The sequence below is a fragment of the Trichocoleus sp. DQ-A2 genome, assembly GCF_039961915.1.
Taxonomy (GTDB): domain Bacteria; phylum Cyanobacteriota; class Cyanobacteriia; order Cyanobacteriales; family FACHB-T130; genus FACHB-T130.
This window is the reverse complement of record NZ_JAMPKD010000021.1, coordinates 1-19814: the sequence shown is the minus strand read 5'-3', so window position 1 is coordinate 19814 and position 19814 is coordinate 1. Positions and strand designations below refer to the sequence as shown.

Sequence of the window (19814 nt, the reverse complement as noted above, 5' to 3'; positions counted from 1 at the left end):
AAGTTTGTAAATAATTCCAGAAGAGTATAAAACTCTGTTCATTTATTGTCAATTATTCTCAATAAGTAAATCAAGATAAACGTTAGTAAAATTGCTTGCCTAGTTTTGACAGTGCATACATAGCATTAAGGCGTCGTGCGACTTTCATCGCCGTTTTTTCGATAGTGAGGTTCGGTAATCGTCGTGAGGGCGAATTTTTCTGCGTCCTTTGCGGTTAAAACAATCAAGTCCAAGCGCGGAAGAAAGTATTATCCTCCCAAGCAGCAGCAGTGCGTTGCTCAATTTCTGCGATCGCTCTCTCAGCAAGTGGTTGGAATGCCTGGGCTACCTTGACATTTGACTCTAACTGTGTAGGATTTTCAGCGGCAATGACTGCACAATGTACACCTGGGACTGACAGCGAATATCCTAACGCTTGATGCATTCCCTCCAACACTCCCGGCTTAAATAGACGCCCATAAGCTGGCACCTTCATGGCAATCACACCCGTCTTTTTCTCCCGCGCCACTGGTAGCACTGCGGGGATAAACGGGCGTGGATGGTGTTTATCCGCAGCATTGATGGGAATAAGTGTTGTGTCAAAGGCATAGCGGCGCAAGCCTTCAGCGATAATTGCCGGTTCGTGGTGCCCGGTGATGCCAACGAAACGCACTAACTTTTGCTGTTTTGCCTCTTCCAAAGCCTGAATTGCACCGCTACGCCCAAAAATTTCGTCTAGTTCTGGCTCAAAAGAGACATGATGGAGTTGCCACAGGTCAAGGTAATCTGTATTCAGACGTTTGAGACTGCGCTCCAACTCTCGCCAAGCCCCATCTCGGTCGCGGATAGCCGTCTTACTGCTTAGGAACAACCTACTTCGATGTGCAGGTAGAACTTTTCCTAGATAATATTCACTAGGGCCATAGCTTGCCCCTGTATCAAAGTGACGAATGCCAAGAGCTAAAGCTTTTTCAACGAGCGCGATCGCTTTCTCTTCCGAATTTTCCCAGGATAATGGTGTCTGTCCAGCACCCCCTAAACCGAGAATCGGGAGACGCACCCCAGTACTTCCCAATTCCCGTTCCGGTATGGTTGCTGTCACCGGCGTTGGAGATGACTCCGCAGGCGTCCGCTCTTCTTTCAACGCCGCAGTGCCGACAATTCCTCCTGCTACAGCTATGCTAGTGGCTAAGAAAGCACGGCGCGTTGTTTTCGGTGTCATGGTGATTTTATAGAGTAGTGCTTCTACTCTTTGTTTTAGCAGCGATTCCTGCTTGCGATCGCAATGATTCTGGTTGTTTCATCGGATGCGATCGCTACTGAAATTTCAACGAAGGAACACTCTGGCTGAAATAAAACAAATCTTCTCTCTCTTCATGTTAGAAAGCATCTGACAATGAAGAATGGGGGAGAAGGTTAAGTGGTGTGAAGAGTAAAGATGTGCAAAATCTTAAAGAATCCTCAGTGGGTAAGCTCAGCAGTTTTAGGAGCAATCCTGGTTGTCGGTGGGAAAGCGATCGCGTCTGAAATTCCGACAACGCCAGAAAATCCCGTTCCTGTTGACACTCCAGAAGTTGTCATGCCCGTCGATGACCCCCCGGAGTCATCATCCAGCGTTTTAGAACAAATTGATGGCTACGCTCAGCCAGACTCGGCGCAGGAAGACTCTGTTGATGACCGCATGAACCAAGTCACCAACGTTTCCCAGCTAAAGGATGTTCAACCAGGTGACTGGGCGTATGAGGCGCTACGGTCTTTAGTAGAGCGATATGGGGTCATTGCTGGCTATCCCGATGGCACCTTTCGGGGCAATCGAGCCTTGAGCCGCTATGAATTCGCTGCTGCCCTAAATCTTGCCCTCAACCGAATTAGCCAGGTACTGCCTGTGGCGAACGGAGACGCCATTGCTAAAGAAGACTTAGTGATATTGGAGCGTTTAAAAGAAGAATATACCCTTGAACTCGCCTTGCTGCGCGGGAAAGTCGATGAACTAACAGCGCGGACTGAGGAACTGAAACTGATTGGATTTTCCACCACGACCAAACTTGCTGGGGAAGCGATTTTTGGGGTTGCAGGCGTTGCAACTGGGGAAAATGCTGATGGCAAGCCGATCGATGACGTGGCAATCTTTGGGCATCGGACGCGACTAAACTTAGAAACTAGCTTTACAGGTCGAGATATCCTGAGAACTCGACTGCAAGCTGAAGGATTGGGTTCGCTTTCCGAACGTACCCTTACTCCCGAAGGCGACCTGTTTTTTACGGGCGATACTAGCAGTGATGTCGTGATTGATGAGCTGCTTTACCAGTTCCCCGTCGGCAAGAATACAGAAGTCGTGGTTGCTGCTAATGCCGCTGATGCAGAAAGCTTTACGAATACCGTCAACCCTTACCTGGATGGCGACGGTGGCAGCGGTGCCTTATCTCGCTTTGGAACCCGTCCTTCCATTTACTACCTGGTTGAAGGGGCGGGTATTGGGATTCGGCATGCTTTCAACGACAAACTGGAACTGAGCTTAGGCTATTTAGCCGGGGACGCTGATAGTCCGGAATCTGGAAACGGATTGTTCAATGGTTCTTATGGGGCACTAGCGCAAGTATTATTTAAACCCAGCGATCGCGCCAGCATTGGATTGACTTATGTTCACGCTTATAAAAATGACCTACAGACTGGCAGCAATGACGCCAATCTGAATAATCAGTTAAATCCGTTAGGGTTTCCAGTGGTTAGCAATTCCTACGGTGTAGAAGCCTCTTTTCAGATTAGTCCCCGGTTTGTCGTCGGAGGATGGGTTGGCTACACGGCGGCGAGGGCGATCGCCCTGGGAGATGCCAACATCTGGAACTGGGCTTTAACGTTGGCATTTCCTGACTTGGGAAAAACCGGCAATTTGGCAGGTGTGATTGTTGGCATGGAACCAAAGGTGACAAATCGGGCTAATAGCCTTAGCCAGTTGGGGATTCAGGATTCAGATACTTCATTGCACCTAGAAGCGTTCTATCAGTACCAGGTGACGGATAACATCGCGATAACACCAGGGATTATCTGGCTCACTGCTCCCGATCATAATGCGGCTAATGACGATCTGGTGATTGGCACCATCCGAACAACGTTTACTTTTTAAAAGTCTGAAGTCATTAGTCATCCGTCCTTAGTTGAGGAGTCGCAACTAAGGACGAATGACTAATGATGAATCTCCAGATTCAGGATATAGCTCCCCAACTGGACTTTTTCCGACCATAATTCATATTCCAGCCGCAGATGTTCTGGCAAGAGACGCCCTTCTAGAGTCAAACTTTTGGTAAAGTTTCGCAGACGCACCTGTCCATGCGCGGCTAAGGACTCGCTATGTAACCAATAGCGGCTAAGACCATAAATTCCTCGTTCCCAGAGATGGCGATAACTCAACTTGCCGTTTCCCTGCATGGTCATGATCACCCTAGAAGGGGAAATTTCCAACCACAAAAGTCTGGGAGTTTCTGGCGGTTGGTCTTTAGCAACAGCGGGCGCTTCATCAGAGCGTTCCCAATCCCGGATTTCTGGTTCCGTGAGCAGCAGATGAAAGCGCTGTTTGTCTTTTTGATATAAGGTAGCAGCGGTTTCAATGGTAGACCAAACCGGCATATCAGTAGATACAAGTGATAGGCAGACAGGTCTGCGGTGATGGGTCAGCATGGAATGTGAGGAGATAGAAATTAAAGACTACTATTGTTCTAGCAGCTCTAGCTGACGCGATCGGGCTTTTCACTAAAATTACGTCCCGATTGGTCGCGTCCCGCGATCGCGGGACGGCAAATTATTGCCGCATACCCTGGCTGCTTACCCAGCCACTAGCCTAACGCGATCGCGCTCCTCCTGCCCCAAAACTCCGAAATTGCCTGTCTTAACTCCCCGCTCAAATTTTTTCGTTTAGGTGTTGACAAAAGCTTTTCAATTGGCTAAATTAATAAAAGTGCAACGGAGCAGGCCCCCATCGTCTAGAGGCCTAGGACACCTCCCTTTCACGGAGGCGACGGGGATTCGAATTCCCCTGGGGGTATCAAAAGGGAAAAGGCAAGAAGTTTTTCTTGCCTTTTCCCTTTTTAATTTAAGGGAATAAATTCTCATCGTTACTAGATGAGAAAAGAACGAACGGCTAACAGCTATTTTTCAGTGAGTTTGTCTATTTTTTCTTTCAATCCTAAATTGAATAAAGAGCGTAGCAACACCAAGAACCATAGACCTGATAAACCAAAAATAGCGATCGCCCAACTACTATAGGAAGGTAGCGCCAGCAGCACTGCCGCCGACAGGAGGGTAAAACCTGTTAAACAGGCATAAACTAGGCTTTTTAGGGCTAAATTAATCCGTTTGAGGATGCGATCGCTTTCAAGGGTTCGCACTCGCAGTTGTAACTCTCCCTGTTCAATTCGTTCTTCTAAGCGCCGGATTAAAATTTCCGAAGCTTTTGGCTGTCGCAATTTATAACCAATAAAATTCTTGGCTTGTCGGGCAAGTTCGCCGATTAAATTTCCTTTAGCTTGAGAGACAGTGATACTTTTAATAAAGGGTTGAGCCGCTGCTACTGGATTATATTCAGGATCGAGTGTCCTAGCGATCCCATCGAGTGTGGTTAATGCCTTTAAAATAAACGTCATCTGGGCAGGCAAGCGAAAGGGTTGCTGCTCAAACATGGCATAAACTTCGGTACTCATTTCACTAAAAGCTTTGACATCAATCGGTTTTTCAGTGAACTTATCTAAGATAAAAGTTAATAACCTTCGTACCGGAGTCATATCCGCGACAGGCACCACTAAACCCATATCAATTAAGGTATCTAATACCTCGTCTGTATCCTTTTTTAGGACAGCAAAAAATGTTCTAATCATTTGCTCTTTGGCAATAGACTTCAGTTCTGCCATCATGCCAAAGTCATAAAAAATCAAGCTGCCATCCTGGCTCACTGCCATATTTCCAGGGTGAGGATCTGCTTGAAAAAAACCATCTTGTAAGAGTTGTTTTAAATAACAACAGATTCCAAGTTGGTTGATTCTTTTCGGGTCTAACCCACAGGCTTCAATAGTTTTGCGATCGCTTACTTTGATTCCAGGTAAATATTCTACAGTTAAAATTTTTGTGGTTGTGTAACGCCAGTAAACTTTCGGAATCAGAATCCGGGGATAACCGAGGAAATTGGCAGCAAAACGTTCGGCATTTTTACCTTCTTGAATATAATCAATCTCTTGATAAAGAAGATTAAAGAATTCGCTATAAATTGCTTCTAATTCATATTTCCTTGTCCAAGGCATATAGCGCCGCGAAAAACGGACAAGCCTACCCAAAGCTTGAAAATCTAATTTAAATAACCTTTCTAATCCCGGACGTTGTACTTTGACAACGACATCTTCACCCGTATGCAGCCGTGCTTTGTGGACTTGCCCTAAACTAGCCGCAGCAATCGGAAAACGATCGAATTCCCGATACAGAGCATGAATCGAATTACCAAGTTCCAATTCAATCAGCGCGACTGCTTGCTCGGCACTAAATTCCGGAACCCGATCCTGTAGCTGCCCCAACGCTTCTACATATTCTAGAGGCAGCAAATCTGCGCGGGTAGATAATGCCTGCCCAATCTTAATAAAAGTGGGACCTAAATCTAGTAAAGTTTCAACTAACCACTGTGCCCGACGCTTTTTATGTAAAGGGGAAGTATTTCTAAAGATATTATCCCACCATAAATAAAACACCCACTCTGCTGCTGCTCCAAAAATGTCTAGTTGACGAGCAAGGGCAGTATATTTCGTTCGTTGCCAACGTAGGGGTTTTAGTGGAGCTTTTGCGAGCATATCATCCCTTAATAAAGTCAGGAGTCAGAATCGGGGTGCTTGGCAGATAAGCCCTTACAAGAATTAGTAAGCCGTGAAATCTCGAAGCAAGCCAGTCTGAACTGCTACAAGAACAGAAGAGAGGAATTCACCACTTTTCCCCTATTTTCAGAATATGCAAGTTAAACGTGCAACAGCTTATAAATTCTCAGATTTGGCGTCTGGTTGTCTAGTTTCTGGCTTCAGACTTGAGTGCTGTCAAAAGACTGAGGCAAGGTGAGCGTGAAGCAGGTTTCGCAAGCGTGAGTATCTTCAGTAGAACAACTAGAGACAGCGATCGCACCATTGAGGTGCTGTACTAAAGACTTTACCAGAGCTAGGCCCAACCCAGTGCCTTGAATTGCTTGTTCGGTGATGCCTTTACCCCGGCGGAATTTATCAAAGATATACCCCATTTCTGCTGGCGAGATGCCAGGACCATTGTTGCTCAAGTAAAGAACAATCTGATTCCCTTGCGGATTAATCTCGTGAGTAGCACGCAAATGAACGGTAGAATCTGGCTCAGAATATTTGCCAGCATTGGTCAAAAGTTCATGCAGTATGCGATTGAGGCTATCCGCGTCAGTCTGAAGCATTAGCGATCGCTTGGGAAACTCTACGGCTAGCGTTAATCCTTTATCCACCCATTTCTGCTCAAACGGCTCAACTAACTCTTGAATAACCTGCTTGAGGTCTATCTTTTGCAGATGAATTGAAGATTTCTTCGACTCCAGTTTCTGGAGAGCGAGCAAGTCCGCGATCAAATCAATTTCTCGAGTACACTGCTCATCCAGCATTTGCAGATACTTAGCACGACTTTCTGGCGACTGTTCGGCTTGACGTAACATCCGAATCGCTAGCTTCATCGTGGTGAGCGGTGTGTTCAACTCATGGCTCAGGTTGCTGATGAATTCATCCTTCACTTGATTGAGTTGCCGCAACTGATCGAGTTGTTGGCGAGTTTTTTCGTACAACTTTGCCTGCACTTCCATACTGCCTTGCAGCTGGGCGGTACGCTCCTCGACAAGAGCTTGCACTTGGCGTAATGATTGCGTTTGAATGATTGCTGTACTCGCCTGAGCGCTGACTAATTTTACTAACTCTAATTCCTCAGATTGCCAGGAACGAGGCTGATGATGCTGTAGCACCAGGAACCCTAACACGGTACCTTGGCTTTCCAGGGGAACCATCAGCAGAGCAGGCATGGCTTCTTTAAACAGGTCGGAGGATTGGCTGGCAGAGGTGTCTGCTGGGTTGCTGGTAGCGAGATCCGCTTGATTCGCGATCGCCAATAGCTCAGGCGACTGCATGAAGACTTGTTGGCACCAGTGACACTCCGATAGAGCAAAAGAATGGTTTAACCAAGAAGGTAAAACAGAAGCGGTTGTTTCTTTAATTGCTGGTTGTTCGCTGTTGCTTTGAGAAGACCATTCGCAAACTACCGTAACTTTCGCTTTAGGAATCTGCTTTAAAGAACGGTTTTTCAACGGGGGAGCGACGTATTTCAGCAGTAGAATAAAGCCACGGTGAACTTGGAAAGCTTGAGCTGTACCGGCAAGCGCGAGTTGGAGAATCTGATTCACGTCTTTGCCTGCTCGAATTGCCAAGGTCAGCTGGTTGATCAGGATTTGGTATTGGGCGGCGATACGCACCTGTCGCTGGAGTTGGACTTGAGAAATTGCGATCGCAACTGAGTCTGACACAGCTTTCAGCAATTCTTTTTCAATCTCTGTCCAATCGCCGGGTTGCGATCGCCCGACGACAATCACCCCGTTTGCTGAAGATTGAAATTGGGTTTGAATTCCCAGCACGGCACGTACCGGATCTTCCCAGGCACGTCCAGTTTCAATTGCCTGAGTATCCGAAATCGCTACAGGTTGGCGATCGCTTAGGATCTCTTCTAGCACGGCATTTTCTTGCATCCATCCTTTCGAGGACAGAGGACGCACGCTCTTAAACTCAACGGTTCCCGCCTCCGCCACGTTGGATGTTCCGTTAGACCCTGAAAATGCCTCTGCATACCAAAAAGCAGCCTGTGGCGTCGCCTGATGGCTCGCGATCGCTTTTATAAAACAAGCGTCTGCCTGCAAACTCCTTCCCACCACCTCCGCAATTTTGGGCAATACCGCTTCCGGAGCTGAGCTTGTCAGAAGGATTTGAGTAATCTGTTGCCCTAAGTGAATGCAGCGATCGCTGGGGTAATGCATGAGTGCGCCCTTGTATTCCTCTATAAAACCCGGTTCAACTGGACTGGGCATCGGTGAAGTGAGAGGCTCTACCATCAGGGTTGCAGCTGTTTGCAGCTCTTTGACAGCCGCCAGCTCTTCCTGAGCCGCTTTACTAACGCTAGCGTGCCGCTTTGCGACCAACTCTTGGGACATCCGCGTTGCGATCGCAGTGGCTGCATCCATATCCGCTTGTGCATCATTCATCTTAGCCGAGCTTCATTAGGAGGACATCAAGGCAGGGGTTAAAAGACACTCTGCTGGATAGAGGGAGAGGCGTTGGCACGGCAGCAATAAAAACAGTCGTTTGTCGGGAGCAATCCGCTGTCAATCTTTTACAACCATGACTGGGGCAACCAGATTTCACCCTCACTCTTCTATAGACTAGGGTTCCCAGATTTTTTAGATTTCTACCAGTTCAAATGCCTAATTTCTAGAAGTGGTAACCAGTACCTCTGTGGCTAACCGTTTCAACGACTCAGCTTGCCCCAGGATTTTTTCTTCCAGCAGCACGCGCGACTCTTGCGTCACCTGACCAGACATGGCAGCTTGTTGTAGGCTCATAAAAGCTTTCAGATCCTCTGAGCCATATTTGCCTTGGAGCATCTCCCGGAGCAGCTCTTCTGCTTCCACTGTCAAAAAACCAGTACTGAGAGCTTGTTGAACCACTTCTCGAATTAGAATCATCGTGCACCTCCTAGACGACTTGCTCAGCAAGGTCAGTATCCAATTTATGCAGTTGCCATCAGGTGACGCTAATCTTTCTGTCTAAGTGACCCTGTCGGCAATGACTTTATGATGTATACATCCTGATTCTTGTGATTTCCAGTTAGGGCTTTTGTGATTGAAATCACTGAAATATCTACTAAAACCTGAATGCCAAATTGGCTTTTTCTTAAATAAAGCTCAATGGCAGACTTGGTTGAAATCAAAGTAATATAACTTCTTTTGTCCCCTTCCTCCGTAAGCGCTTCAATTTCCTTAAAAGGAGAGGAGTCAGGAGAGGTTAACGTAGTACCAGCGCAGCAGTCTTGCCAATCTCATATAAGGTAGTCGGCAGAAAAACCATTGGAGCAACGAGAAGCTCATTTTTTGAATAAAACGGGGTTCTCACTAAAGAAGTGATTTTCAGCGGTTTTTCTAGGGAACAACCTAGGGAACAACAATGTTTGACGCTTAAGAACGCCTTTTTTTTGCTTCCTGCTGGGCAATTTCACTCTTTTTCCGATAAGATTCCACCCGATCCTGAGCCGTTCCGTAACGACTATCAGAGGGGGGTACAGCAGCCATTAAATCGGAAGCTTGTTGCCATTTAGCCGCCAAATCCAACCACTGAGCAGAAGTCTGAGCATTTCTCCCCGCAATTGACGTTTGTTCCGCAAGTCGCACCGCGTCTGCAAAAGGATCTGACGAAGGCAATGCAGTTGTTTGAGTGCTAGATGCCACAGGTGCTGAAGAGGTTGCTGGCGCGGTCGTCGCCGTTGGGGGAGAGTTTGGCGCAGAAGCTGGCGTCCGAGTAATCGTAAATGGCCCCAGCCAATCATAAAGCGCCCAGCCTACCAGCAGTAAAAGTAACGATAAGCTGGCACCGCCCACAATACCACGCCAGAATTGGCGTTTTTCCCGTACAAACCGGGAGGATGGTTGGGGGAATGGTGGCTGACTTTTTTTGGTGGGTTTCCGTTCCTTTAAATCTTCTCCTAAACGTCGAAAAACATTCGGCTTGGCGAGGGTAATTTCTTCAGCCCAAAGTAACTGACTCTCCGGATCTCGATGAATTTCTTCTAGCCAGAGTAATTGTTGCTCTCGGACAATCCGACTGTTGATATTGACTCGACGAATATTTCGCGGTGAAATTGATTCCAGAATCTGCCGGATTCGCTGTACCAGGGTAGATTGTTCGAGTTGATCTGGCGTAGCTGCCTCACACAAAAGCTGCAAGACACCATCGGCAAAAATGGCTCTAGTTCTGACACCAGCCTCTGCCAGCTTGTCATTGAGTATTTGAATAATCGCCGCCACGCTCCCCTGGCGAGCTTGTTTGGCGATATCATCCATCGGATCAACCATTTTGTTTGAGTAAATGATGCCGGTAGTTCAACTTGACTTTTTTTATTTAAGAGTATCAGTCTTTTTGTTTAAGAGACTCTGTCAGAGTAGTATAATTGACCGGCAACTGCGATCGCTCCTTTTTTGCTCTTAGTTTCATGAAGCAGCGCAGACGATTGCCAAGGGTCTTGCTGTGGCAAGATGTCCCTGTCAGAAGATATTTTTTCTACATTGAGCGGAAGATTCGCTTACGAAGCTTTGTTAAGGCGCTTGGGAGGCACGCAAGCACCTCCCATCGCGAGATGCTATCTGTCTGTCGCAGAGCAGCCAGTCGCGCTCTTGAATGATAAAGTGAAATAGCTAAACAGAAGATTGGAAAAACCGGGAACTGAATCATGGGCGCATTGATTCGCGGCGCAATTTTTGTTTTGGATGACAACATTGATACCGATCAAATTATCCCAGCTGAATACCTGACTCTGGTTCCTTCCAAGCCTGACGAGTACGAAAAATTGGGCAGTTATGCCTTGATTGGATTGCCGGATCGTTATGGAAAGTTTGTGGCTTCTGGAGAAATCAAGACCCAGTATCCCATCATTATTGCTGGGGAAAACTTTGGTTGCGGTTCTTCACGGGAACATGCACCGATTGCTTTGGGTGCTAGCGGCGTTAAAGCGGTGGTGGCTCAGTCTTATGCTCGGATCTTTTTCCGCAATTGTGCGGCTACTGGGGAACTTTACCCTTGGGAATCCTCTGAGCGGTTGTGCGATGAATTTGAAACGGGACAGGACGTTTCAATTGATTTTGAACAAAATCAGCTGATTAACCATACTTTGGGTAAAACTTATTCTCTCCAGCCATTGGGCGATGTAGGCCCAGTGATTGATGCAGGGGGAATTTTCGCTTATGCTCGGCAAACGGGGATGATTCCTACCCGGTAGCGATCGCAATATTTTGAGTGTTGAATTTTGAGTTCAATCTTTCAACACTCAAAACTTTTGAATCTAAGCGCGATCGCTTTTACAATTCTTTAAAATAGTTATTAATGTCTGTAAACCAAAAACTATTGACGACTATGCTGCTAAAGTGTACAACCCGCCACATCCGCATCTATACCGCTGAGGTGAAGAACAACGAACTCGTCGAGAGTGACAATGTATTAACCCTGGATGTCGATCCAGATAATGAATTTAATTGGAACGAAGACGCTCTGCAACAGGTTTATGGCAAATTCGATGAGATGGTTGAAGCTTACAACGGTGCAGATTTAACCGAATATAATCTGCGTCGTATCGGTTCCGACTTGGAACATTTCCTGAGAAGCCTGCTACAGCAGGGGCAAATTAGTTACAACCTGAGTAGCCGCGTTCTCAATTACAGCATGGGACTGCCTCAGGTTAGCACTCAATCGGCTGAGTAATTCTTTTTTAGTTGTTAGAAAAGTTGAGTTTAATTATCAGAAAACTTTCTAACAACTAATTACTGGTCAATACAGATAATTTACCGCCAAATCCGATTCCCATTTTCATCAACGCGAGCTTGCCGAATCACATCAGAGATTTCCTCGGCATCCTTAACATGGTGTAATGCCTTCTTTTCTCCGTCCGGTTCTTCCACTTCAAAGTAAGTTGGAACAACGATATGGTCGCCGGTAATATCTGGCGCATCTACCGCAATTTGCTGGGCTTTTTCTTCAACGGTTTCGGGTTTATCGGAAATTCTATCGCCCGGATTAGTGGTTCTATTGGTTGTATCTTTGGGTGGGTTTTCCATATAACTCCTAAAGATTTGAATCTTAATGTTACTAATATTAGATTAGAGAAATGGGTGTGCGATCGCCTCTTTCTGTGGGTGTAAGTCAGCGCTCTGTCTGTTTCTGCATAGATGAGGGATTTTGCGGAGTTGGGTTGATAACGCTACCATCCAAAGACTGAGCATTTGCAGCAACTTGGGATTTAGCCGCTCGTTTCTGCTCCAAAAATTGCTTAAGAGCAATGCGGCGATTTTCTAAGAAGCGGCTCCAAAACCCTGGAAGAAAATGATCCATCGTTTCAGCCAGCGCCCAAGTTTCCAAATTTACCATTTTGGAACGCAGGCGGTGAGACTCCTCTAAAGAGTCAATTAATTGCTTAATTTCTGCACTAGCAGGTGAATTAAGCTCTGCAAATGGTGGATCTGTAGCAGTATAAGCTTCGGACTTGGGCATGGCAATTGGGGAAAGTGGCAGTACACAGAGCAAATTGGAATAACAATCCTTGATTGGCGAAACCTGAGAACCTGCAAAGGGCACAATGCGATATCAAAGCAGGACAACAAATGTAAACCCTCGACTCCCCATCTCTACCCAGAAAGGGGAGGATTTCGCCCCTCGCTCGTGAGGAGTTGAAAGAGGAGTTAAACTGCCCCGGTTGAAATTTGGTAGCCGGAGTGATTTTACCCAACGTTTAAAAAAGCATCGCCTAGTCTGATTCAAATTTAACGCGAAGTGTCAGTTTCCCAAGCACGAGAAGACCCTTAACCGCTAAACTCTGGAAATAGAAACTTGATTATTTTTTACCTCTGGTGTATAAAAAAGACCCCGAAAGCCCTTGGACGTATAAACCTTGGTGGTGTCAGCCTTGGTCTATTTTGCTGACAACTATTACCGTCATCACTGCCTCTTGGACACTAACCAAAACAATTTGGATCACGGCTGGCGTCTCGATTCCCATTCTTGTGTGGATGTCATACTTTTTGCTACTCTGGCCTCGACTAATGCGGCGTTATTATCAGCAAACCGAAAATTCTGTAAGTGAAGAATGAGTTTTATTGACCGATCGCAAATCTATTGAGTGTCAGAGGCTACAATCCAGATTAACGCTCAGATTTGGCGAATTGAGAAAGAGCTACCTTTCTCAGTAGCTTCTGGTAACAGCAAGTCAAATCACAACAGGCTGATGGGAGCGCATAACCTTCATGAACAATTCTGCGGCAACGCTTTACTGCTCGAATCTCAATTGTCAGGCTCCGAATCCCCAGAGCCATAACTTTTGTCAGAAATGCCGCACGCCGCTGCTCAAACGGTACTTGTGGGCAGTTGGTGAAGGGATAGAGGCTTACAAAGCTGGGGATCTGATTGCTGAGCGATATTTGCTGAAAAGCGATCGCATCATTTTAGATACCAAACCGGCTTTGTCTCCGGAAATGTTGCCGGAGATATCCAACAGCCTTATGCCGTATCTCAAGCTGTCTCCCTATCAGCTGCACGTTCCCCAACTATACGGACTTCTGACACCAACAGAAGGGCAGCGTAACGCCGAAACTTGGCTGCTAGAGCAGGTACCGATTTACAGCTGCGGGAACGGGGAAGGCACCCTCATGCCAGAACTAACCAGCGTCTGGAAAAACGCCTCGGCAATGCGCCAACTGACTTGGCTATGGCAGATGGCAAATTTGTGGGAACCCCTGCAAATCAATCATGTAGGGTCGAGTTTGTTGACACCAGCGCTGCTGCGAGTAGAAGGTTCCATCCTTCGGTTATTGATATTGCAGGCGGATCGAGGCTCCCCGGTAACGCTGCAAAACTTAGGTCAACTCTGGTCTAAATGGGTCGCCGCTTCACACCCAACCATTGGAAAATTTTTGGAACAAGTTTGTCAGCAGCTCAACCAAGGAGCCGTACAGACGGCAGAGCAGCTGGTGAGGCTGTTGGATGAGGCAATGGAAACCATCGGGCGATCGCAATCTTGCACCTATCAAATTGTTACCCGCAGTGATACAGGGCCAACTCGTCGGCAAAATGAGGATGCCTGCTATCCCCCCAGTCCAAGCAGTACCAATCCCTCCCTTCCCTTGGCAATAGTCTGCGACGGTATTGGGGGACATGAAGGCGGGGAAGTCGCCTCCCATCTGGCAATTGCAACTATCCAAGAACGAGTACAGAGTCTGTTGGGGAATCCAGCCAATCCTTTAAATCCGACCGCTCTTACCCTAGAATTGGAAAACTTTGCCTGTGCTGCCAATGATGTTATCAGCCAGCGTAACGACACGGAACAGCGGCTCGACCGTCAACGCATGGGCACTACGTTGGTGATGGCGTTAGCCCACGCTCATGAAATGTATATCACTCATGTGGGAGATAGTCGAGCTTACTGGATTACTCGCACCGGGTGTCGGCAGATCACCCTAGATGATGATATTGCTTCGCGGGAGGTGCGGCTCGGATACGCCCTCTACCGGGATGCAGTGGAACAATCCGGCGCTGGCTCTCTCGTTCAGGCGTTGGGCATGAGTTCATCAGCAACCCTGCACCCCTCCGTACAGCGCTTTGTTCTAGATGAAGACGGTGTTTTTCTTCTCTGTTCGGATGGTCTGAGTGACAATGACCGAGTAGAGCAATACTGGGAAACAGAGATTCTGCCAATCCTAGAAGGTCAGATTGATTTATCAACCGCCGGAACCCGGCTGATTGAAATTGGCAACACCAAAAACGGGCACGACAACGTTACGATAGCCCTGGTCTACTGCCAAGTGGCATCAGCTCAAACTGGGCAACAGGTCACAGCACTACAGATGGGAGCCATTCCACCCGCAACTCCAACTCCGGCTCCAGCGGCTTCGGTGCGCTCTCAATCTGCATCTGCTTCCAGAATCAAAACCAAGATCATTTCACCGCAGTCTACTACTAGAAGCCCTTTGCCGCTCCTTCTAGTGCTGCTTCTGTTAGCAGGTGTCAGCGGAGCGATCGCTTATTGGTTTATTCCAGAAGTCCAAGACAGGGTCAATCCTCTAATCGGGCTGACACCCCCCTCTAGCCCTAGTCCTGAACCATCCGCAGCCAGTTCATCTCCATCGGCAGAACCTGTCGTGACTCCTTCCACCTCTGTGCCCTCTTTAGAGGCTGGCTTGCTGCTCCAAACCACCCGTTCCACAACCAAGAACGTTCAGGGAAAAGAAGTTCGTGTTTTGCTGCGACGCGGTGCCCAGGCACCTCAAAACCAATCTGTAGTCGGGTTAGTTTTAGATGGGAGTATTTTGCAAGTCAGCTCCATTCAACGAAATCAAGACCCTAACAGCTGGCTACAGGTAAAAGTTTGCTCAACGCTCCCTACATCCAATCCGCAGCTTCCCCCTGAACAAGTTAATTCCAGCACCCCAAACCCAAGAGCAGTCCCCGAAGTGACCTATCGCCCAATAAAACCAGGAGAAATTGGCTGGATTCGAGAATCCGACGTTTTACCTGTAATTAATCCAAATTTCGCACCAACATCGGCTAATTTGGGCGAATGTGCCATTGGGGCTGCTTCTCCAACACCTACCGTCACTTCGTCCCCCTCTAAATAGCAATTAGTTGCTAGCCTTTAATTGTTAGGACTTCGGTTTTTGTCAGGGTTAGGTGTTCTTGGGTAGTCGCTAATCAGGAGTCATTCGTCAATTGGTAAAGATGCGATGAATCGCGTCTCTAGGTCAGTTGTCTTTTGCTGCCAGTGACGACTGCCAGAGACTTGCCACCCATTACTCACGATTCACTGCCCAAAAACGATTGATAGTGAATCGCTAAAGCTAAAATATCTCTTCAATAACCTTGTTTACCCTATTTGAGGTGATAAGAGCGAGTGAAGAATATTCGGTGAGTATTCCCCTGTTGTTCGGGTAGACTGATAAAAAACCTCGTATAGTGCTAGGTTTAAGGTTAATGTCTTTAGAATGTCCCAGTCTGAGAATCCCTGCCTCAGTTTAGCCATCAATCGGCTCTCCAAAACTTCCCTTGGGGCAGAACATTTTGCCATTTGGGTGATGAAAGCACCCTGTCCGGGTGGTCACGTTCTGCATGACTGTACGTGGCCTGAAATGTTGACCCAAAAGTGGCTGGCATGGCAGGAAATGTTTTCCCCACGGGGACTCCCTGATGTTCCGCTGGTACATCAGGCAAACCCTCCCGCCTTGACAGTGCCACTCGACGCCCTGAATGTCAACGGTCAAGCACTTCCGTATACGGCTCGTTTGATGCAAGATTTAGGGATTAGCCTCTGGAAGTGGTTATTTGACGGGGAAATTCAAAATAGTTTCGCTCAAAGCCAGGGAATTGCAATTGGGCAAAAAAAACGTCTGCGGCTGCGCTTAGAAATTCGAGACCCAGACTTAATTCCTGTGCCTTGGGAAATTATGCAGCCCGAACCAGGGAAACAAGCGATTTCTCTATCACAACAACTATTGTTTAGTCGTACCAGCAATGCGGTTGATCCGCTTCCACCCCAGCGCTTAGAGCAGGCTTTAAACATCCTGTTGGTACTGGGACACGATACAGAAAGCGAAGTCGCTCCCAGCTTGCAGCTGGAACAAGAAGCGGAGGCGCTGGCTAATATTTTGGAACGCTGCGGACGACCAGACTTACACCCAGATGGCGAACATACTGGTGCAACAGTCCTGTGCCAGGTAGATACGCTTTTACAACCTACAAAAGCAGAATTGATTTCACGCCTGGAAACAGAAAATTACAACATCTTGTTCTATGCCGGTCATGGCATTCCAGCAGCGGATGGTGGATTACTGTTTTTGCGACCGGATGCCAGGATCAATGGCACGGAGTTAGCCCAGGTTTTGGTTCGCTGTCAGGTGACGCTAGCGGTGTTTAATGCTTGTTGGGGCGCTCAACCAGAGCGGCACAACCAACAAAGTTTGCCGCGCAGCAGTTTGGCAGAGGTATTAATTCATCACGGTGTTCCAGCAGTTTTGGGAATGCGCGACTCAATTGCCGACGAGGAGGCTCTGTCGTTTATTCAGGCTTTTGCACAAGCTCTGGCAGCACGGATGCCCATTGATGAGGCGGTGGCGGTAGCAAGGCAAAAGTTGTTGACGCTTTACAAGTTCAACCAACCAGCCTGGACTTTGCCGGTTCTATATATGCACCCAGATTTTGAGGGTGAGTTGATTCGACCAATTGGCGAGGAAGTGACGATACTGCCGGTGGATGTGAAGTCATCCGGGCACGATTTATCTACTCCATCTGCCTATCTTCGTCCATTAGGAGTAACTAGCAAAGTTTCGCCAATTAGTGGCACGAGTTTGCGAGTGGGACGGAATCCCAAGGGAAACGACTTGGTGATTGAAAAACAGGAAGTTTCTCGGCAGCACGCTGAAATTATTTGCGATGCTCTCCCAGACGGTAAACTTACTTACTTTCTAAAAGATAAATCTCGTTACGGCACGTTCATTTTAAGACCGAGTGGATGGCAGAAAGTCTATCATCCGGAAGTGCCTTTGCAATCGGGAGACCAGATAAAGTTTGGGAGTATGCAGGGTCAAACTTGGGAGTTCATTATTCAAGATAGTACGAAGTGCTAGGGCATGGTAAAAGCGATCGCTCTACAGAATACTGAGTGCTAAATAATATTTACGGAACTCGCCAAAGTGCCGCTGTAGCTACCCCTGCCAAGAACGGTATATCAATACACAGGAGCATCATGATGGCAAGGAAATCAATCGAAGGATTTTATGAGAATTCTCTTTCTCAAGTGCAAGCAGAACTACTAGAGGCACTCCTCCAGCCTGAAGAAGCTCCCTATCCCTGGAATCCTGCCGATCCAAATGTGGAAGCCTATTGGACAGAGCTGGAACAAGGGTTTGAACTTGAGGGATGGTTAGATGAAGAAATTAGTAGGGGGTCGCAAGCACTCTATGCAAAGTTCGATGAATGCTGGGCAAATACAAATGTGGCAGTTGCGCCGACAGCAGCGATCGCAGTTACATCTAGTTTAAGCGAGCGGTTTGCTGCCCGCGTTCCCCAAGCTTGGCTGGATGCGATCGCTCACAAAGCCCAACAGGTTGTATCAAGCCCTCTGTCAATCGCGGATCAGATGGTACAGTGCGTTCAAGAGCTGCTGCCGGAATGGGGAGAAGATGTGTTGCAGGTATGGGCGCGTCCTTTGGCTTCCGCCATGCGAGGCTCGGAAGCTGAAATTGCCCGCCCAGTTGAGTGGGATGAGTTATCGGAGAGCGAACGGGCACGGTTGAGTTTAGCAGTTGCCCGGTATGCGCTCAGACAATTCAACAACCTTAACCCTTCAGCACAAAATAAGTCCCCTGAGTAGACACTTTATCGGATTTATTCTCTGCGTAATATCGAGCGTGATTTTGGTGGTGATTGGCGTTTAAGAATAATCCCAAAGAGTCTCAAACAGGGAATCAGGAAGGTGTACTTCGATTCCTGGCTGCCTTATAGTGCCGATCGATGCCAACACATCGATGATGGCATTTTGCCAACAGTTCATTTAATCAGTCATTCTAGAGGCTCCTATGGACGACGTGGGAGAGGATTGGAGGGTTGTTAACGAGGGTCTACTTATCGGTAGACCCGTTCCCTCTGTATAGATATCGGTCTAATTCTGGTTTTTATGCAAGAACTAGAATCTTTGTTACAAAACATCATTATTTTTTTCTGACCCTGGCAGGCGATCGCTTCCACTTGGTTAAGGATCATCCTAGTCCGGTACAATAATTCCCTATTACTGAATCCCTGGAAAGGATACGCACCAATTGTTAGAGGATTCTCGATCTGTTGTTAGAGTAGTTGAGACTTGGCGAAGTCAGGCGTTTGAAAAATTTGCTCGCCCTTTCTAAAATACCCCCACTTCGGGAAGTCAACAGCACTTCTTCCTGCTGGCATAGCGAGTTGTTGTTCCCAAGTGAGTAAGCAACTGCAAGATTGAGTATCTCCTAGGATATTCTCCTCCGACAGAATGGCTAGCTAAAATAAGGTAGGGGATCGCAATTGTGCAAACATCTCTTGCTATACCAAGTAATGAGAGTTCCCTCGATAACATCCCTATTTAGTGGGATTTATTTAATTGTTCTGCCCGTAAAAGCAGGGGTTGATATGCTTTTCACCACTGCATTTTTTTCTCTGACCAATAGTTAAGTGCAGTTGAAAAAAGCAATCTTACTTTACATTAAAATTAGAAGAGATATTTATTTATTGAAAAAAAGTTGACCTAAAAGCCGAGAATTTAACACCCCATGCACCTCAGATTCTCTCAAAATATCAAGTCTCTTCTAGAGAAGTTAGCGAATAAACCGTTAACTTTAGCGGATGTTCTGGCAGAAACTTCTGAAAGGGGCTTTAGTTTAGTTATTGCATTACTTGTTTTGCCGTTTCTGTTTCCGATGCCACCCGGATTTACAGTGATATTGGGTAGCGGCAGCTTGATATTAGCGTTGCAAATGGCTTTAGGGCAACGTTTTCCTTGGCTACCCAAAAGAATTCGCCAGTTCAGATTTCCCCGCTGGTTTGCCCAGCAACTTTTAAAAAATCTGCAACGAGTTACGGGGGTCCTGGAGAAAGTGACTCGTCCCCGGTTACGCTGGATCGCAGAAAATCCTCAAATTTGGCAATTAAACGGGCTTTGTATTGCATGGCTGTCTGTGTTGCTGATGTTACCCATCCCTTTTACGAATCCGATTCCAACAATTGGGATTTTGCTACTCGTCATTGCCATGCTAGAAGCCGATGGTTTGCTGATGTGTTTCAGTTATGGATTAACTGCTGCGATTACTTTGTTGTTTGCAGTGGCTGCTGGCACGTTCTGGCAAGCCTTGAGTTCGTTGCTGCAAAGCTTGCTTCAGTAAATTAGACCTCCTGCATGAATGAGAAAATAGTGTGCCAGTTGGCGATCGTCGAATTGCAAAATTAAGGAGAGACAAGGAGCAACTTAAGGAGGGGGCGATGCCATACACACAGTTA

The 19814-nt window shown here is 47.1% G+C and carries 16 protein-coding genes and 1 tRNA gene; 9 read left to right on the top strand and 8 right to left on the bottom strand.

Translation table 11 applies throughout. The features are described from left to right. Positions 1 to 223: 223 nt before the first annotated feature. Positions 224 to 1201, bottom strand: a complete 978-nt coding sequence (locus tag NC997_RS19690; RefSeq protein ID WP_190525130.1) for an aldo/keto reductase — start codon at positions 1199 to 1201, stop codon at positions 224 to 226. A 216-nt stretch (positions 1202 to 1417) separates the two neighbouring features. On the opposite strand from NC997_RS19690, the gene NC997_RS19685 reads away from it, so the two are divergent. Beyond that, positions 1418 to 3103, top strand: a complete 1686-nt coding sequence (locus tag NC997_RS19685; protein ID WP_190525129.1) for an iron uptake porin — start codon at positions 1418 to 1420, stop codon at positions 3101 to 3103. Between the two features lie 59 nt (positions 3104 to 3162). Here NC997_RS19685 and NC997_RS19680 read toward each other — a convergent pair whose 3' ends face one another. Then, positions 3163 to 3654: a hypothetical protein gene (locus NC997_RS19680; protein WP_190426015.1), complete on the bottom strand. Its 492-nt coding sequence runs from the start codon at positions 3652 to 3654 to the stop codon at positions 3163 to 3165. Positions 3655 to 3945: 291 nt separating this feature from the next. On the opposite strand from NC997_RS19680, the gene NC997_RS19675 reads away from it, so the two are divergent. Then, positions 3946 to 4018, top strand: a tRNA-Glu gene (locus NC997_RS19675). A 103-nt stretch (positions 4019 to 4121) separates the two neighbouring features. Here NC997_RS19675 and NC997_RS19670 read toward each other — a convergent pair. From NC997_RS19670 to NC997_RS19655, 4 genes are all read right to left on the bottom strand, one after another. Further along, a complete protein-coding gene (locus tag NC997_RS19670; protein ID WP_190525128.1) occupies positions 4122 to 5804 on the bottom strand; it encodes an AarF/ABC1/UbiB kinase family protein in 1683 nt (560 codons plus the stop codon). A gap of 221 nt (positions 5805 to 6025) precedes the next feature. Beyond that, positions 6026 to 8254 (bottom strand): GAF domain-containing protein, encoded by a 2229-nt coding sequence (locus NC997_RS19665; protein WP_190525127.1) that lies wholly within the window; start codon positions 8252 to 8254, stop codon positions 6026 to 6028. Between the two features lie 219 nt (positions 8255 to 8473). Next, a complete protein-coding gene (locus tag NC997_RS19660) occupies positions 8474 to 8734 on the bottom strand; it encodes a hypothetical protein (protein WP_190429651.1) in 261 nt (86 codons plus the stop codon). Positions 8735 to 9223: 489 nt separating this feature from the next. After that, a complete protein-coding gene (locus tag NC997_RS19655; protein ID WP_190525126.1) occupies positions 9224 to 10117 on the bottom strand; it encodes a hypothetical protein in 894 nt (297 codons plus the stop codon). A 374-nt stretch (positions 10118 to 10491) separates the two neighbouring features. On the opposite strand from NC997_RS19655, the gene NC997_RS19650 reads away from it, so the two are divergent. Both NC997_RS19650 and NC997_RS19645 read left to right on the top strand, forming a co-directional pair. Next, positions 10492 to 11037, top strand: a complete 546-nt coding sequence (locus NC997_RS19650) for a 3-isopropylmalate dehydratase (protein ID WP_190429652.1) — start codon at positions 10492 to 10494, stop codon at positions 11035 to 11037. A gap of 134 nt (positions 11038 to 11171) precedes the next feature. Then, complete coding sequence (locus tag NC997_RS19645; protein WP_190410861.1) at positions 11172 to 11516, top strand: NAD(P)H-quinone oxidoreductase subunit M; 345 nt, start codon at positions 11172 to 11174, stop codon at positions 11514 to 11516. 80 nt (positions 11517 to 11596) lie between these two features. Here NC997_RS19645 and NC997_RS19640 read toward each other — a convergent pair whose 3' ends face one another. Both NC997_RS19640 and NC997_RS19635 read right to left on the bottom strand, forming a co-directional pair. After that, positions 11597 to 11869 (bottom strand): hypothetical protein, encoded by a 273-nt coding sequence (locus NC997_RS19640; protein WP_190410862.1) that lies wholly within the window; start codon positions 11867 to 11869, stop codon positions 11597 to 11599. Between the two features lie 85 nt (positions 11870 to 11954). Next, entirely contained in the window at positions 11955 to 12302 is a 348-nt protein-coding gene (locus NC997_RS19635) for a hypothetical protein (RefSeq protein WP_190410863.1), read from the bottom strand. A gap of 356 nt (positions 12303 to 12658) precedes the next feature. Here NC997_RS19635 and NC997_RS19630 point away from each other — a divergent pair, with 356 nt between their 5' ends. The 5 genes from NC997_RS19630 (at position 12659) to NC997_RS19610 (ending at position 19699) form a co-directional block, all read left to right on the top strand. After that, on the top strand, positions 12659 to 12898 hold the full coding sequence (locus tag NC997_RS19630) for a DUF6737 family protein (protein WP_190410864.1): 240 nt from the start codon (positions 12659 to 12661) through the stop codon (positions 12896 to 12898). Between the two features lie 153 nt (positions 12899 to 13051). Beyond that, on the top strand, positions 13052 to 15418 hold the full coding sequence (locus NC997_RS19625; RefSeq protein WP_190525125.1) for a protein phosphatase 2C domain-containing protein: 2367 nt from the start codon (positions 13052 to 13054) through the stop codon (positions 15416 to 15418). 363 nt (positions 15419 to 15781) lie between these two features. Further along, the gene (locus NC997_RS19620; RefSeq protein WP_190410866.1) at positions 15782 to 17419 is read left to right on the top strand and encodes a CHAT domain-containing protein; all 1638 of its coding nucleotides are present in this window, start codon (positions 15782 to 15784) and stop codon (positions 17417 to 17419) included. A gap of 119 nt (positions 17420 to 17538) precedes the next feature. Continuing rightward, the gene (locus NC997_RS19615) at positions 17539 to 18165 is read left to right on the top strand and encodes a hypothetical protein (RefSeq protein ID WP_190525124.1); all 627 of its coding nucleotides are present in this window, start codon (positions 17539 to 17541) and stop codon (positions 18163 to 18165) included. Between the two features lie 925 nt (positions 18166 to 19090). After that, positions 19091 to 19699 (top strand): exopolysaccharide biosynthesis protein, encoded by a 609-nt coding sequence (locus tag NC997_RS19610; protein WP_190525122.1) that lies wholly within the window; start codon positions 19091 to 19093, stop codon positions 19697 to 19699. Positions 19700 to 19814 lie beyond the last annotated feature (115 nt).